Genomic DNA, 14585 nt, shown 5'->3' with positions numbered 1-14585 from the left:
TCAGTCCAACCCGGCGAGCAGCCGCTCGACCTCGTGCCGGTCCGGTGAGCCGAGCTGCCGGAACAGTCCCAGGGCCCGGTGCCAGTGGGACCGGGCGGCGGCCGGGTCGACGGGCCGCAGGCAGCGGGCAATGCCGTCCAGCGCCCGGCCCTGCTCGTAGCGGACGTCGAGCCGCAGCGCGTCGCCGAGCACCCGGCGGTACAGGTCCAGCGCGCTGGCCCGGTCCCCCTCGTCGAGCAGCGCCCGGGCCAGCAGGTTGCGGGACGCGCACTGCCCGGCCCGGTCGCCCACCTCGGTCATGGCGACCAGCGCCTCCCGGTGCCGGGCCGCCGCGCCCTCGGGACGACCCGCCGCACGCTCGATGACGCCCATCTCGTTGAGCAGCTCGCCGACGCCGTACCGGTTGCCGAGCCGGTGCTTGAGTCGCAGCGCGACGTGCAGGCGACGCACGGCCACCTCGCCGTGCCCCAGACGGGCCCGGGCCATGCCGACGTGTCCCACCGCGTTCGCCACGTCGTAGAGGGTGCCGCCGGACCGGGCCAGGGCGAGCTGCCGGCGGGAGACCGCCAGTGACTCCTCCGGCCGGCCGGCCATCAGCAGGATCGACGCCTGGTTCGTGAAGGTGGCGACGATTCCGCCGTCGTGCCCCTCGGCCCGCAGCAGCGCCAGCGCCATGTCCAGATGCGCCAGTGCCGTGGTGAGGTCGCCGGTGACCGAGAGGACCGCGGCCACGTTCTTGTGGGTGCCCGCCTGACCGATCCGGTCGCCCAGGCGTTCCCTCAACCGCAGGGCGACCTTCATCGACGCCAGCGCCTCCGGGTAGCGGCCGAGGCGGTGGTGGCCGGAGGCGAGGTAGTTGTGCATGGTGGCGATCGCGACGTCGTCGCCCAGCCGCTCGGCGGCGCGCAGCCCGGCCTCGTGCGCCTCGATCAGCTCGTCGAGGTGCCCCTCGGAGAACCAGTAGCTCCAACAGGCCCGCGCCAACTGCCAGCAGTACCGGTCGTGGCCCTCCTGCTCGGCCAGCCGTACCAGCGCCACCAGCGTCGCCCGGTTCTCGTCGAGCCAGTCCTGGCCATCGGTCAGGCAGGAGCGGACCAGGTCGGGACGCCCCACCGGCGGCAGCGCGAAGGGGGCGTTGCTGGCCGACCGGTTGACCAGGCGGGCGAGCTCCGCGCCGGTGTGCAGGTGGAAGTTGAGCAGCCGCTCCAACGCCGCCCCCCGCGCCCTGACCGCCCCCGGCTCGGCCAGCCGGTGCCGGGCGTAGTCGCGGACCAGGTCGTGAAAGCGGAACCGGCCCCGCTCCGGCTCCTCGACGAGGTGCGCGTCGACCAGGTCGTCGAGCAGGTCCTGCGCGTCGGACAGGGGCAGGTCCGCCACCGCCGCCGCCACCCGGTTGTCGAAGAACGCCCCCGGGTGCAGCCCGAGCAGCCGGAACATCCGCTGCGCCGCCGGGCTCACCTGCGCGTACGACAGGGCGAAGGCCTGGCCGACGGAGCGTTCGCCCGCGACCAGTTCGGTGAGGGCGTCGCGTCCGGCGGCCAGCCGGCCGGCGAGGTCGGCGACCCGCCAGCTCGGCCGGTGGGCGAGCCGGGCGCCCGCGAGCCGGATCGCCAGCGGGAGGTGGCCGCAACGCCGGACCACCTCGGCGGCGGCGACCGGCTCGGCGGCCGCCCGGTCGACGCCCACCACCCGGGCGAGCAGCTCGACCGCCTCGTCCGGCTCCAGGACGGTCAGCGAGGAGGGCTTCCCGCCGTCCAGACCGGTCAGCCGCCGCCGGCTGGTGATCAGGGTGAGGCAGCCCCGGCCGCTTGGCAGCAGCGGTGCCACCTGCGCGGCGCTGGCCGCGTTGTCGAGCACCACCACGGCCCGCCGGCCGGCGAGTTCGCTGCGCCAGAGCGCGGCCCGCTCGTCGGCGTCGCTGGGGACGCGCTCGCCGGGCACGCCGAGTTGGCGCAGCAGCCCGGCCAGCACGGCGGCCGGCGACAGCGGCTCCCGCTCGCTGTGCCCGTGCAGGTCGACGAACAGGTGCGCGTCCGGGTAGCGGTCGCCGAGGGCGGTAGCCAGGTGCACCGCGAGGGTCGTCTTGCCGCTGCCGGCCATCCCGTCGATGAGCTGGACCCGGGCGTCGTCCTCCTCGATCTCCTTGACCAGCCGGGCGATTGTCTGCTGCCGGCCGGTGAAGTCGCTGATCGCCCGGGGCAGACCCCGCACCGGGGCGGCCGGCCCTCGACCGGACCCGGCCAGCGCCAGGTCGCCGGCGAGGACCCTCTGGTGCAGCTCCTGCAACGCCGGGCCGGGCTCGATGCCCAGCTCCTCGGTGTAGAGCCGTCGGCCCTCGCGGTAGACGGCCAAGGCGTCGGCCTGCCGACCGACCGCGGAGAGGACGAGCATCGACTGGCCGCGCAGCCGCTCCCGCAGCGGGTTGCGGTCCACCGCCTCGGTCAGCTCGTCGACGAGATCGGCGGCGTGGCCGAGCCGCAGCTCGACGTCGACGCACTCCTCCAGCGCGGCGGTCCGCTGCTCGTCGAGGACCTGGGCGCGGCGTCGGACCGTGCGGCTGGTGACACCGCTCAGGGCGGCCCCGCGCCACAGGCCGAGCGCGGCCCGGAACAGGCGCTGCGCCTCCGGCAGCCGGCCGGCCGCCACGGCGGCCCGGGCGGCGTCGACCCGCTCGGCGAAGAGCTCCGCGTCGAGCTCGGCCGGGGCGACCCGGATGCCGTAGCCGGCCGGGTCGGTGAGGATCAGGTCGGCGGGCATGCCCAACTCGGTGAGGCGCCGGCGAAGCCGGGACACGCAGGTCTGGAGCTGCGCCCGGGCGGTGGCCGGGGGCCGGTCCTCCCACACCGCGTCGATCAGCTCCTCCGCCGGCACCACCCGGCCGGAACGCAGCAGGAGCAGTGCGAGCACGGTGCGGTCCCGGGCCGCGGTGACGGTGGCCTCGCCGCCGCCCACCCGCAGTGGTCCCAGGATTCCGAACCGCATGACCGGATGCCCCCCGCTGACCTCGTGGAACTTCCAGCAGCGTAACCCGATGATAACGGGCCGCCACGTGCAGGCCGATAGCGAGATGAGAGCGGATCGGCAGCGCCAAACCGCACAATCGGTCACGGTTGTCGGCGACGGCATCCGACGGGGGCGGTGCGCCCGTCCACTTAGGTGGGCGGGCGCACCGATGTCGCCGCCTGACTTTCTCCCTCTTTCACCGGCCCCACCGCATCTCCTTCCCAGATGGCCGAAGCATCGATGCCAGCCGAAATATCTGCACGGAAAAACACTCACGAAGTTAAGATCGTTCAACCATCTCGACCTCAGTGGAGGGCAGCATCGTGCAGGTCAACGGGGGTTCCAGCGGGGTACCTTCCAAACGTCCCCGGCGCATGCCGCGCCGCTTCGTCACCGTAGGGCTCGCCGCCCTACTCGCCGGCACCGGGGCACTGGCCACCGCAGGCCCGGCCACCGCGTCGGCGAACACCGCGCCCGACGTGCCGGGCAACCTCAGCGTTGCCGACCTGACCTGTGCCGCCGGCCTGGCCGTGAGCACCACCACGCCGTACTTCAGGGCAACCGTCAGCGACCCGGACGCGCAGCCGGCGGCCATGGAACAGGTCACCGCGACCTTCGCCTGGTGGCCCGTCGAGCAGCCGACGCAGCGGACCGAGTGGACGTCCTCGGCGAAGGCCGCGCCGGGCCAGTTCCGGTACGACGTCCCGGCTGGTTCCCTGGTCGACGGCGGGACGTACGCGTTCGCCGTGCGGGCCACCGACTCGGCCGATGCCGCCTCGGCCTGGTCGGCGGAGTGTCGGTTCACCGTCGACACCACCCAACCGGCTCAGCCGACGGTCAGTTCGCCGGACTACCCGGCCGACTTGGGCTGGTACGGCGGGCCGGGCATCCCGGGCCAGTTCACCTTCGCGGCGAACGGCGACACCGACACCGACAAGTTCCGATACGACCTGTCCGGGGGGCCGACGAGCTACGTGGCCCCCGACCAGCCGGGCGGCTCGGCGACGGTCACCATCACGCCGGACGACGACGGGCCGCGGGTCCTGTCGGTGCGGGCGGTGGACCGGGCGGGCAACGTGTCGCCCGCCACCACTTACACGTTCCGGGTACGCGTCACCAGCCCGATGATCACCGACGGCAACCCGACCGCCGGGTACGGCCAGCCGCGTGCCCTGACCTTCGCGCCGGGCATGGATGACGTGGCCGAGTACACCTACCGGCTCAACGACGGGCCGGAGCAGATTGTGGGCGCGGCCGTCGACGGCACGGCCACGGTCACGGTCACGCCGACCCGGCCGGGCTACAACGACGTGTACGTGCGCAGCCGCACGGCCGGCGACCTGCCCTCGGGCGAGGCCCACCATCGCTTCTACCTGGCGACCAAGCCGACCGTCAGCTCCGTCGAGTACCCGATCGGCAAGTTGGGCGCGGTGGCCGGAACGCCCGGCACGTTCGTCTTCGGGCCCGGGATGGCCGGGGTGACGGAGTACGTCTACTCGTTCGACGGGCGCCCCGCCCAGACGGTCGCCGCTGGCACGGACGGCTCCGCGTCGGTGACCTACACCCCGACGACCGCCACCATCCACCGGGTCGCCGTCTACACCCGCACCGGCGACGGGGTCGTGTCGGAGACCCTCAGCGGCACGTTCCTCGTCGGCCGGGCGACCTGACGCAGGTTGACGACGAAGGGGCGTCGGGCTTCCGCCCGGCGCCCCTTTCGCGTGCGACGACTTCGGTGGCCCGACCGGTCAGCGGCGGCCGACGGTGAGCACGGGCTTGGTGACCTCGGCGAAGAAGTCGTTGCCCTTGTCGTCGACGACGACGAAGGCCGGGAAGTCCTCCACCTCGATCTTCCAGACCGCCTCCATGCCCAGCTCGGCGTACTCGAGCACCTCGACGTGGCGGATGCAGTCCTGGGCGAGCCGGGCCGCCGGGCCGCCGATCGAGCCGAGGTAGAAGCCGCCGTGCCGCTGGCAGGAGCGGGTCACCTGGGCGGACCGGTTGCCCTTGGCCAGCATCACCATCGAGCCCCCGGCTGCCTGGAACTTCTCCACGTACGCGTCCATCCGGCCGGCCGTGGTCGGGCCGAACGAGCCGGAGGCGTACCCCTCGGGGGTCTTGGCCGGGCCGGCGTAGTAGACGGCGTGGTCGCGCAGGTACTGCGGCATCGCCTCGCCCGCGTCCAGCCGCTCGGCGATCTTCGCGTGCGCGATGTCCCGGGCGACGACCAGCGGGCCGGTCAGCGACAGCCGGGTCTTCACCGGGTACTTGGACAGCTCGGCGCGGATGTCGTCCATCGGCCGGTTGAGGTCGACCCGGACCACCTCGGACGCGTCGAGCGTCTCGTCGGTGACGTCGGGCAGGTACCGCGCCGGGTCGGTCTCCAGGCGCTCCAGCCACACGCCCGACGGGGTGATCTTGGCGACCGCCTGCCGGTCCGCCGAGCAGGACACGGCGATCGCCACCGGACAGGACGCGCCGTGCCGGGGCAGCCGGACCACCCGCACGTCGTGGCAGAAGTACCGGCCGCCGAACTGCGCGCCGATGCCGAAGTTGCGGGTCAGCTCCAGCACCTCGGCCTCCAGCTCCAGGTCCCGGAAGCCGTGCGCGGTCATCGAACCGGAGGTGGGCAGCGCGTCGAGGTACTTCGCCGAGGCGTACTTGGCGGTCTTGAGGGCGTACTCGCCGCTGGTGCCGCCGATGACGACGGCCAGGTGGTACGGCGGGCAGGCCGAGGTGCCGATCAGCCGCAGCTTCTCCTCCAGGAACTGCATCATCCGCGTGGGATTCAACAGCGCCTTGGTCTCCTGGTAGAGGTACGACTTGTTGGCCGAGCCGCCGCCCTTGGCCATGAACAGGAACTTGTACGCGTCCGGATGGCCGTCCGGGTCCTCGGCGTAGATCTCCACCTGCGCGGGCAGGTTGCTGCCGGTGTTCCGCTCGTCCCACATGGTCAGCGGGGCGAGCTGCGAGTAGCGCAGGTTCAGCTTCGTGTACGCCTGGTACACGCCCCGGGAGATCGCCTCGGCGTCGCCGCCGTCGGTCAGCACGTGCCGGCCGCGTTTGCCCATCACGATGGCCGTGCCGGTGTCCTGGCACATCGGCAGCACCCCGCCGGCGGCGATGTTCGCGTTGCGCAGCAGGTCCAGCGCGACGAACCGGTCGTTCGGCGAGGCCGCCGGGTCGTCGATGATCGACCGGAGCTGGGCCAGGTGCGCGGGGCGGAGGTAGTGGGCGATGTCGTGCATCGCCTCGGCGGTCAGCGCGGTCAGCGCGGCCGGCTCCACGGTCAGGAACCGGCGCCCGCCCGGCCCGTGGACGACGTCGACGCCCTCGTCGGTGACCAGGCGGTACTCGGTCTGGTCGGGCCCGGTCGGCAGCAAGGGAGCGTAGGAGAACGCGGCACTGCTCATGAGCGGAAAGCCTAGGGCAGGCGGGTGGATCGGGGACACCCGACGGGTCGGTCCTGGGACGCCGCTCTCACCCGTCGCGCTCAGCCGTCCTTGTCGTCCTGTTCGGGGCAGAGTTCCCGCTTCGGCCCGCAGTCGCCGTCGTCGCCGGGGCCCCCGTCGGTGCCCCCGCCGGGGTCACCCGGGCCGCGGTCACCCGGGCCGGGGACGCCACCGTCGCCCGGCGGCCGCGTGGGGGCCGTCCCGCCCGCGCCGAAGCGGACGTAGCCGATCTCCCGCCCCTCGCCGATGACCATGCCGGCCGGGCCGATGGCCAGGGCGTTCGCCGAGGTCCGCAGCACCACCAGTTCCTTTCCGGTACGCGGGTCCAGCGCGATCAGCCGGTTCGGCTTCTCCTCGGCGAGCACCGCCGCGTACGGGGTGAGCGTCCCACCGCTCCGGCCACCGGCCGCCCGGGTCCACCGGGTCCGGTCCACGCCCAACTCCCGGGCGACGATCGACCGCTTGTCGGCGGTGCGGACCAGCGCGTACCGGTCGTCGACCGCGATCAGCTTCTCCCCCTCGCCGTTGACCTGGAGCAGCCGGCCGTCGTACCCGTCGATGACGGCCTCCCGACCGTTCGGGGCGACGCCGATCAACACGTTCCGCGCGCCCTGCGGGTCCTCCCGCTGGGCGCAGCCGGCGCTGTCGGCGGTGCGCAGGTTGATCCCGGTGCGCCGCCACACCTGCCGGCCGGTGGTCGGGTCGTGGGCGGTGAGGGTGAACGCGCACGCGCCGTCCTGCGAGACCGCCCGGATCCGCAGCATCCGGCCGCCGACCACCGCGAGCCGCTCGTCCCGCCCGGGCTCGACGTCCTGGAGCACCCGCCCGGTGGCGGTGTCCACGACGTGCACCCGGCCGTCGACCGGGAAGCCGAGCAGCGGGGGCACCGCCTCCGGGCCGGCCACCCCGTCGTCGACCCGGGTGGTGCTCAGCCGGCGGGTGCCGAGCAGGTCCGGGTTGTCGGCGAAGAGGCCGGTGCTGACGCCGGGCAGGAACGCCGTCCACAGGGGCGCGGTGCCGCGCGGGTCCCAGGCGCTCAGTGTGCAGTCGGTCGCCTCGGTGCACCGGGCGTCGAGCAGCAGGTTCCGGTACGTCCACACGGCCACCGCGTCGGCGTCGCGGCGGCGGGTCGCCCCGGTTGTCGGGTCGAGCAGCTCGTACCCCTTGACCAGGAGCTTTCCCACGGCGACGACCGGGTCGCGGTCGCCGCCGGCCACGGCGGACCAGTCGGCCTTGCGCTCCCAGAGCTGGACGCCGGTGGCGAGGCTGCGCGCCTCGACCCGGGTGCGCTGCTCGACGACGACGGCGCCGCCGGCGATCGTGACGCTCTTCGGGGTCCCGCCGATCCGTTGCTGCCAGACCACGTCGGGCTCGGAGATCGGCTCGCTGCGGTCGACCCAGTCCCACACCCCGGGCCACGGGTTCCACACCCCGGCGGCGGCGAGGACGACCACCGTGACGAGGGCGAGCAGCAGCCAGCCACGCAACCTGAGGCCGCCCACCTTCGCCACACCGGACACGGTAACGACGATCACCGCCGGGCCGAATGCCCACGCGCCCGTGTCGCGGTGCTTTCTGCGCCGCGGACGTGTTAAGAGGGCCCCTGCTCCACCGGAGGCGTCAAGCGGGTGCCCTCGTCTCCCGGGCCGCGGAGCGGACGAGGGGGAGCACCCGGTACGGGATCTGCTGGGCGAGCGCGATGATCGTCGACGCCCGGCGGATGCCCTCGTACGAGACGATCTGGTCGATCACCCGCTGGAGGTCGGCGTTGGACCGGGCGACGATCCGGCAGAGCAGGTCGCTGGAGCCGGTGATGGTGTGCGCCTCCAGCACCTCGGGGATCGCCGCGAGGTGCGCGGTGACCGCGTCGTGCCCGAGCCGCTGGCTGATCTCCAGGGTGACGAAGCTGGTCACCCCGAAGCCGATCGCGGCCGGGGAGACGTCCGGCCCGAAGCCGCCGATCACGCCCCGGTCGACGAGCTTGTCGAGCCGGGCCTGGACGGTTCCCCGGGCCACCCCGAGCCGCCGGGAGCACTCCAGCACCCCGATCCGGGGCTCGTCGGCGAGCAGCCCGATGAGTCGCGCGTCGAGTTCGTCGAGCTGGACACCCTGCACAGCGGTCACGGGTGCAGACCATACCGAATGCGCAACCTGACCAGGGATTCGGCTAACTGTTGCCCAATCACCCGCAATCCGGCGATCCTCGCCAGACAACCCACCGACGGCGGCCCGCGAGGCCGGCCGGTACGCAAGGGAGGTCACCATGACCCAGGCGATCGACCGACCCCAGTCGACCGAGGACTTCGACGTCGACGTGCTGGTCGGCGCAGTCGACCACGACATCAGCCGCGACCCGTTCCCGGTCCGGGGGCTCGACCACCTGCACTTCCTGGTCGGCAACGCCAAGCAGGCCGCGCACTACTACTCGACCGCGTTCGGCATGACCTGCGTGGCGTACCGGGGGCCGGAGCAGGGCTACCGGGACCACGCCGAGTACGTGCTGACCAGCGGCTCGGCCCGGTTCGTGCTGACCGGCGCGGTGCGCCCGGACGCGGCCGGCGCGGACCACGTGACGAAGCACAGCGACGGCGTCAGCGACATCGCGCTGGAGGTGCCGGACGTCGACGCCGCGTACGCGCACGCCACCGCGCAGGGCGCGACCGGCCTGATCGAGCCGCACGACGTCTCCGACGAGCACGGCACCGTACGGATGGCGGCCATCGCCGCGTACGGCGACACCCGGCACACCCTGGTCGACCGGTCCCGGTACACCGGCCCGTTCCTGCCCGGCTTCGTGGCCCGGGGGCCGATCGTGGACCGGCAGCCGATGATCGACGCCGGCCTCCAGCCGAAGCGCTTCTTCCAGGCCGTCGACCACGTGGTCGGCAACGTGGAGCTGGGCCGGATGGACGAATGGGTGGAGTTCTACAAGCGGGTGATGGGCTTCTCCAACATGGCGGAGTTCATCGGCGACGACATCGCCACCGACTACTCGGCCCTGATGAGCAAGGTCGTCGCGAACGGCACCCGGAAGGTGAAGTTCCCGCTCAACGAGCCGGCCGTGGCCCGCAAGAAGTCGCAGATCGACGAGTACCTGGAGTTCTACCAGGGGCCCGGCGCCCAGCACATCGCCGTGGCCACCAACGACATCCTGGGCAGCGTCGACGCGATGCGCGCGGCCGGCGTCGAGTTCCTGGACACCCCGGACTCGTACTACGAGGACCCGGAGCTGCGCGCCCGGATCGGCAACGTCCGGGCACCGATCGAGGAGCTGAAGGCCCGCAAGATCCTGGTCGACCGGGATGAGGACGGCTACCTGCTCCAGATCTTCACCAAGCCGGTGCAGGACCGCCCGACGGTCTTCTTCGAGCTGATCGAGCGGCACGGCTCGCTGGGCTTCGGCAAGGGCAACTTCAAGGCCCTGTTCGAGGCCATCGAGCGGGAGCAGGAGAAGCGGGGCAACCTGTAGCCCACCTGCGACACTGTCCAGCGTGACCCAGCCTCCGACGTACCCGACGCCGCCGGCCGGTGGGCAGCCGCCCGCCGCCGGTGGCGTCGCGCCGCCCCCCGCCCCGGCCCCGCCGGGGTACGCCGTTCCGGCGCAGCCCGGCCCCACCGGCTACGCCCCGCCGGGCGCCTCCGCCGGCCCGCCGCCGTCGCCCGGCTGGACCGGCCCGCCCGGCTACGCCCCGCCCCCCGGCTGGGCCCCGCCGCCGCCACGTCCCGGGTTCGCGCCGGTACCGGTCAGCCCCGGCGGGCAGCCGCTGGCCAGCTTCGGCGACCGCCTGCTGGCCTTCCTGATCGACAGCGCTCTCGCCAGCGTGGTCGCCGCGGTGCTGTTCGTGCCGGTCATCATGATCTTTTCGTTCAGGATCCTCGGCGGCATCGACCAGGCCCACCCGGCCGGCACGTACTACGCGGCCGACGCGGGCGATTTCATCACCGGCTTCATACTGCCGCTGCTCCTGGTCGAGCTGGGGCTCTTGGTCCTGATGCTCGGGCTCTACTGGCTCTACCACGTCGAGTACCTGCGCCGGACCGGGCAGACGCTGGGCAAGAAGGTGATGAAGATCCGGGTCGTCCCGCTCGACCCGACCCGGACGCTGGACCGTGGCATTGCCGGCCGGCGGTACCTGGTGCAGTTCGTCGGGAGCATGTTCGTGCCCGGGCTCAGCTACGTCGACGGGCTCTGGCAGCTGTGGGACAAGCCCTGGCAGCAGTGCCTCCACGACAAGTTCGCCCGGACGGTCGTCGTTAAGGTTGCTCCGTGAGCGTGCAACCAGGCTGGTACGTCGACCCCGCCGACCGCGAGACCAGGCGGTACTGGGACGGTGCGGGCTGGATCGGTGCGCCGATCCCGGTCGACGCCACCCCGCCGGAGGGCCCACCCCCGGTCGAGCCCCCGCCCCCGGCCAGCCCCGCCGCACCGCACGGCCAGCAGGCAACGCCCCCGGGGCAGCACCCCGCGCCGCCCGGCGCCCCTGGGCCGTCCGGGCCCGGCCCGTTCCCCGGCTGGCCGGGACCCGGCCCGCAGCAGGGACCGGTCGGCGGTCCACCGCAGGGTCCGGGACACGGGTACGGCCCGCCACCCGGGTACGGGCACCCGCAGGGGCCGCCGCCCGGCTGGCCGTACCCGAACTGGCCCGGGCGCCCGCCCGTGCCCCGCCCGCACGGGCTGCCGCTGGCCTCCTTCGGTGCCCGGCTGGTCGCCCGGCTGATCGACTTCGGCGTCGTGTTCCTGCTCAACGCGGTCGTCAACGGCTGGTTCGTCTACCGGTACGTCGAGGAGATCACCCCGTACTTCCGGGAGGTGCTGCGCCGGGCCATGGCCGGCGACTCGTCCACCGAAGGGCTGCCCCAACCGGGCGAGCAGGCCGGCGGGCTCCAGGTCGCCATCCTGCTGATCGCCACCGCGCTCTGGTTCGCCTACGAGGTGCCGACGATGGCCGGCAACGGCCAGACCCTCGGCAAGCGGATGGTGGGCGTGCGGGCCGTGCCGGTCGAGGCCGACCAGCCGCTCGGCTTCGGCCGGGCGCTGCGCCGGTGGAGCACGCTGGGCCTGCCCACCCTGCTCTGGTACTGCTGCGGCTTCGGCCTGCTGCTCCAGCTCGTCGACGCGCTGTCGCCGCTGTTCGACCATCCGCTGCGCCAGGCGCTGCACGACAAGCGCGCGCAGACCGTGGTGGTCCAGCTTCCCCGCGTCCCCCGTGCCCGCAGTGGCTCCGCCGCCCCGAAAGACCCCGCCAACCCCCCGGGAGACACCTCATGACCGACACCGGACGTCAGCGGCCGCCGCTGCGGCTGACCCGCGCCGACCTCGACGCGCTGCCGAACTACGTGCCCGGCCGCAGCCCCGCCGATCTGGCCCGCGAGTTGGGCCTGGCCGAGGCGATCAAGCTGGCCAGCAACGAGGTGCCGTACGGCCCGTTGCCCGGCGTGGTGGAGGCGGTCGCCGAGGCGGTCGCCGGCTCGCACCGGTACCCGGACATGGGCGTGGTGGCGCTCCGCACGGCGCTCGCCGAGCGGTACGGGGTGGACGCCGACCGGATCGCCACCGGCTGCGGGTCGGTGGCGCTGGCCGAGCATCTGGTCCGGGTCACCTGCCTGCCCGGCGACGAGCTGCTGTACTCGTGGCGCTCGTTCGAGGCGTACCCGATCATCGCGGCGACCAGCGGCGCGACCAGCGTGCGGGTGCCCAACGACGTCGGGCACGGGCACGACCTGACGGCGATGGCCGCGGCGGTGACCGACCGGACCCGGATGGTGCTGGTCTGCAACCCGAACAACCCGACCGGCACGGCGGCGCGCGGGCCGGAGCTGGACCGGTTCCTCGACTCGGTCGGCGAGGACGTGCTGGTGGTCATCGACGAGGCGTACCGGGAGTTCGTCACCGACCCCGAGGTGCCGGACGGCCTGACCTACCTGGACCGGCCGAACGTGGTGGTGCTGCGCACCCTGTCGAAGGCGTGGGGGCTGGCGGGCCTACGGATCGGCTTCCTCGTCGCCGCCCCCGAGGTGGCCGCCGCCGTGCGCAAGGTGGTCACCCCGTTCTCCACGAGCATGGCCGCCCAGGCCGGTGCGCTCGCCGCGCTGGCCCAGGCCGACGAGGTCCAGCGGCGATGCGCGCTGGTCGTCGCCGAGCGCGACCGGGTCACCGAGGCGCTGCGCAAGTTCGTCCCGGACGTGCCGTCGAGCCAGGCGAACTTCGTCTGGCTGCCGCTGGGCGACCGGGCGGTGGAGTTCGGCCGGGCCTGCGAGGCGCGCGGGGTGATCGTCCGGCCGTTCGCGGGCGACGGTGTCCGGGTCACCATCGGCACCCCGGCGGAGAACGACGCCTTCCTCGCGGTGGCCGAGTCCGCCCTGTCGTGACGGCAGGGGCCGGCCGGTCCACGCCTCGCGTCGACCGGCCCCTGCCCGTCCGTGAGCCGGTCGACCGGCCCCTGCCCGTCAGGGACGCCACGGGTGCCGTCACGCCGCCGGCACGGGGGCCCGGAACCGGCCGCGCCTGCGGTACGCGTACGCGGCGAACAGGGCCAGCACCAGGCCGGAGGTGACGAGTCCCCCGGTGAGCACCTGGGACGACCGGTCGGTGCCGCCGGTCGCGACGGGTTGCCCGCCGAAGGCGACCGTGCCGGAGGTGGTGCGCTTCGTCCAGCCGCTGGCGAGGTCGAGCTTCGCCGCCCACGGGCCGTCGGGCAGCCGGCGGTCCAGCACGACCCGGACGGTGGTCGTGTCGCCCACGGCGAGGGTCTTCGCCTCGGCTCTCACCGGCCCGGCCGACAGCCCGCCGGGCCCGTCCGAGAGCCACAGCTCGCCGGTGAGGTCCAAAGCGCGCCGGCCGGTGTTGCGTACCTCGGTGGTGACCACCGGAACTCCGTCGGCGTCCCGGGCACCGCCGAGCGGCCCGGTTTCGAAGCCGGACGGCGGCTCGCCGCCGGGCCCGACCGACAGGTAGACCCGGATGCCGGCGCGGCCGATCTGGCGCACGCTCCGCCCCCCGACGTCGGACAGCTCGGCCCAGACCACCGCGTACCGCTCGCCCGCGGAGGCCCGCGCGGGCACGGTGATCGTCACCGGGAGGACGACCTCCTCGTCCGGGGCGGGCTCCAGTTCGCCGCGCTCCACGCGGACCCAGCTGCTCAGCTCGTTCTGGGTGTGCCCGGGGGCGAACTCGAAACCCTGCCCGCCGACGTCGGCCGCGGCGGCGTAGACGGTGATCTTCCGGCGGATCTCCGACGAGTTCTTGACCACGATGCGCCGCTTGACAGTGGTACCCGGACGGACGTGGTCGACGATGTACTTGTGCGCCCGGCTGTCGTCCCGTCGGTCCAGCGGGGCGTCGAGCAGCCGGATGCCGACCCGGCCGGCCGGCTGCCCGCCCGGTTCGGCCGTGGGCTGCGCCGGCCCGTCCCGATGAGCCTCCTCGACGTCGGGCCGCCCGGCTTCGGGCAGCACAGGGCCGGGCGGGGCGGCCGGCGCGCGGCCGGGGGCCGCAGGGCCGGCGAGGGCCGGCATCGGCGCCCCGGCCGCGACCACTGCGGTCACGGCCAGGGCAAGGGATCGGACGAGCGTGCGGTCATGCCACCGAATGGGTGATCACCCCCGTGTACGTGCCGCCGACCGCGCCGGCCGGGACGGTGATGCGCAGGGTCGGGTTCCAGGTGGCGGTGTTGTCGCCGCTGCCGGAGGTCTTGGAGAAGGCGATCCGGGGGACGTCGAGCGTCACGGCGTCGGCGGCCGTGGGCTGCCCCGGCACGACGGTTCCGCCGCCGGTGGTGGCCACGGCGGGGCCCGACCAGTAGGCCACGAGATTGGGCAGGATCGTCTCCGGCCCGGTGCCGCCGCCGGTGGTGAACGCGGAGCTGCTCACGGTGACCCGCCAGGTGGCCGAGAGCGCCGCCCGGTTGTCGCTGACGGTGACGTTACCGAGCTGGCCGGTGTCGGTGGAACCGGCGAACACGGCGCCGAGGTTGACCGCGGGCGGCACGTTGATGTCCAGGTTGGCGGTAGAGACGGTGAAGGTGACGATGGTGTCGCCCGAGGGCGCGGCTGCCGCTGGCGACGCCACGGCCAGCAGCGCGGCCCCGGCTGCCAGGGCAAGAAGTGGTTTCCTCATGGCCAGCAGCCTAA

Annotated in this window: 11 protein-coding genes; 5 read left to right on the top strand and 6 right to left on the bottom strand. The window is 73.7% G+C overall.

Annotated elements, in window-relative coordinates:
* On the bottom strand, positions 1–2982 hold the full coding sequence (locus ABT023_RS04175; protein WP_350881494.1) for an AfsR/SARP family transcriptional regulator: 2982 nt from the start codon (positions 2980–2982) through the stop codon (positions 1–3).
* A gap of 395 nt (positions 2983–3377) precedes the next feature.
* Between ABT023_RS04175 and ABT023_RS04170 the strand changes: the two genes are divergently transcribed.
* Positions 3378–4673 (top strand): Ig-like domain-containing protein, encoded by a 1296-nt coding sequence (locus ABT023_RS04170; RefSeq protein ID WP_350881492.1) that lies wholly within the window; start codon positions 3378–3380, stop codon positions 4671–4673.
* 78 nt (positions 4674–4751) lie between these two features.
* Here the strand turns inward: ABT023_RS04170 and ABT023_RS04165 are convergent, their stop codons facing one another.
* The 3 genes from ABT023_RS04165 to ABT023_RS04155 all read right to left on the bottom strand — a co-directional run bounded on the left by ABT023_RS04165 (position 4752) and on the right by ABT023_RS04155 (position 8579).
* Positions 4752–6416 carry a fumarate hydratase gene (locus ABT023_RS04165; RefSeq protein WP_350881490.1) on the bottom strand — a complete coding sequence of 555 codons (1665 nt, stop codon included), beginning with the start codon at positions 6414–6416 and terminating at the stop codon, positions 4752–4754.
* Between the two features lie 80 nt (positions 6417–6496).
* Positions 6497–7966: an outer membrane protein assembly factor BamB family protein gene (locus ABT023_RS04160; RefSeq protein ID WP_502890581.1), complete on the bottom strand. Its 1470-nt coding sequence runs from the start codon at positions 7964–7966 to the stop codon at positions 6497–6499.
* 109 nt (positions 7967–8075) lie between these two features.
* On the bottom strand, positions 8076–8579 hold the full coding sequence (locus tag ABT023_RS04155) for an Lrp/AsnC family transcriptional regulator (RefSeq protein ID WP_350881488.1): 504 nt from the start codon (positions 8577–8579) through the stop codon (positions 8076–8078).
* Between the two features lie 139 nt (positions 8580–8718).
* Here ABT023_RS04155 and hppD point away from each other — a divergent pair, with 139 nt between their 5' ends.
* Genes hppD through hisC form a run of 4 tightly spaced genes read left to right on the top strand, consistent with a single transcriptional unit; the run spans position 8719 to position 12824 of the window.
* The gene (hppD, locus tag ABT023_RS04150; protein WP_350881486.1) at positions 8719–9924 is read left to right on the top strand and encodes a 4-hydroxyphenylpyruvate dioxygenase; all 1206 of its coding nucleotides are present in this window, start codon (positions 8719–8721) and stop codon (positions 9922–9924) included.
* Positions 9925–9946: 22 nt separating this feature from the next.
* Entirely contained in the window at positions 9947–10726 is a 780-nt protein-coding gene (locus ABT023_RS04145) for an RDD family protein (protein ID WP_350881484.1), read from the top strand.
* Positions 10723–11724, top strand: coding sequence for an RDD family protein (locus tag ABT023_RS04140; RefSeq protein WP_350881482.1), 1002 nt, complete (start codon positions 10723–10725; stop codon positions 11722–11724). Before ABT023_RS04145 ends, ABT023_RS04140 begins: the two co-directional genes overlap by 4 nt.
* Positions 11721–12824: a histidinol-phosphate transaminase gene (hisC, locus tag ABT023_RS04135; protein WP_350881480.1), complete on the top strand. Its 1104-nt coding sequence runs from the start codon at positions 11721–11723 to the stop codon at positions 12822–12824. The genes ABT023_RS04140 and hisC overlap by 4 nt, the downstream gene beginning before the upstream one ends.
* A 99-nt stretch (positions 12825–12923) precedes the next feature.
* Here hisC and ABT023_RS04130 read toward each other — a convergent pair whose 3' ends face one another.
* Together ABT023_RS04130 and ABT023_RS04125 are read right to left on the bottom strand one after the other, a co-directional pair.
* Positions 12924–14000, bottom strand: coding sequence for a COG1361 family protein (locus ABT023_RS04130; protein WP_350881478.1), 1077 nt, complete (start codon positions 13998–14000; stop codon positions 12924–12926).
* A gap of 31 nt (positions 14001–14031) precedes the next feature.
* Entirely contained in the window at positions 14032–14571 is a 540-nt protein-coding gene (locus ABT023_RS04125) for a hypothetical protein (RefSeq protein WP_350881476.1), read from the bottom strand.
* Between the last annotated feature and the right edge of the window lie 14 nt (positions 14572–14585).

It is taken from the genome of Micromonospora sp. NPDC002296, from assembly GCF_040296145.1.
Classification (GTDB): Bacteria; Actinomycetota; Actinomycetes; order Mycobacteriales; family Micromonosporaceae; genus Micromonospora.
The sequence above is the reverse complement of the archived record's forward strand: the minus strand, read 5'-3'. Positions and strand labels throughout refer to the sequence as shown.

Coding starts and splice junctions, on each gene's coding strand:
- ABT023_RS04125 (WP_350881476.1), bottom strand. CDS start 14,571: ATGAGGAAACCACTTCTTGCCCTGGCAGCCGGGGCCGCGCTGCTGGCC.
- hppD (WP_350881486.1), top strand. CDS start 8,719: ATGACCCAGGCGATCGACCGACCCCAGTCGACCGAGGACTTCGACGTC.
- ABT023_RS04175 (WP_350881494.1), bottom strand. CDS start 2,982: ATGCGGTTCGGAATCCTGGGACCACTGCGGGTGGGCGGCGGCGAGGCC.
- ABT023_RS04170 (WP_350881492.1), top strand. CDS start 3,378: ATGCCGCGCCGCTTCGTCACCGTAGGGCTCGCCGCCCTACTCGCCGGC.
- ABT023_RS04165 (WP_350881490.1), bottom strand. CDS start 6,416: ATGAGCAGTGCCGCGTTCTCCTACGCTCCCTTGCTGCCGACCGGGCCC.
- hisC (WP_350881480.1), top strand. CDS start 11,721: ATGACCGACACCGGACGTCAGCGGCCGCCGCTGCGGCTGACCCGCGCC.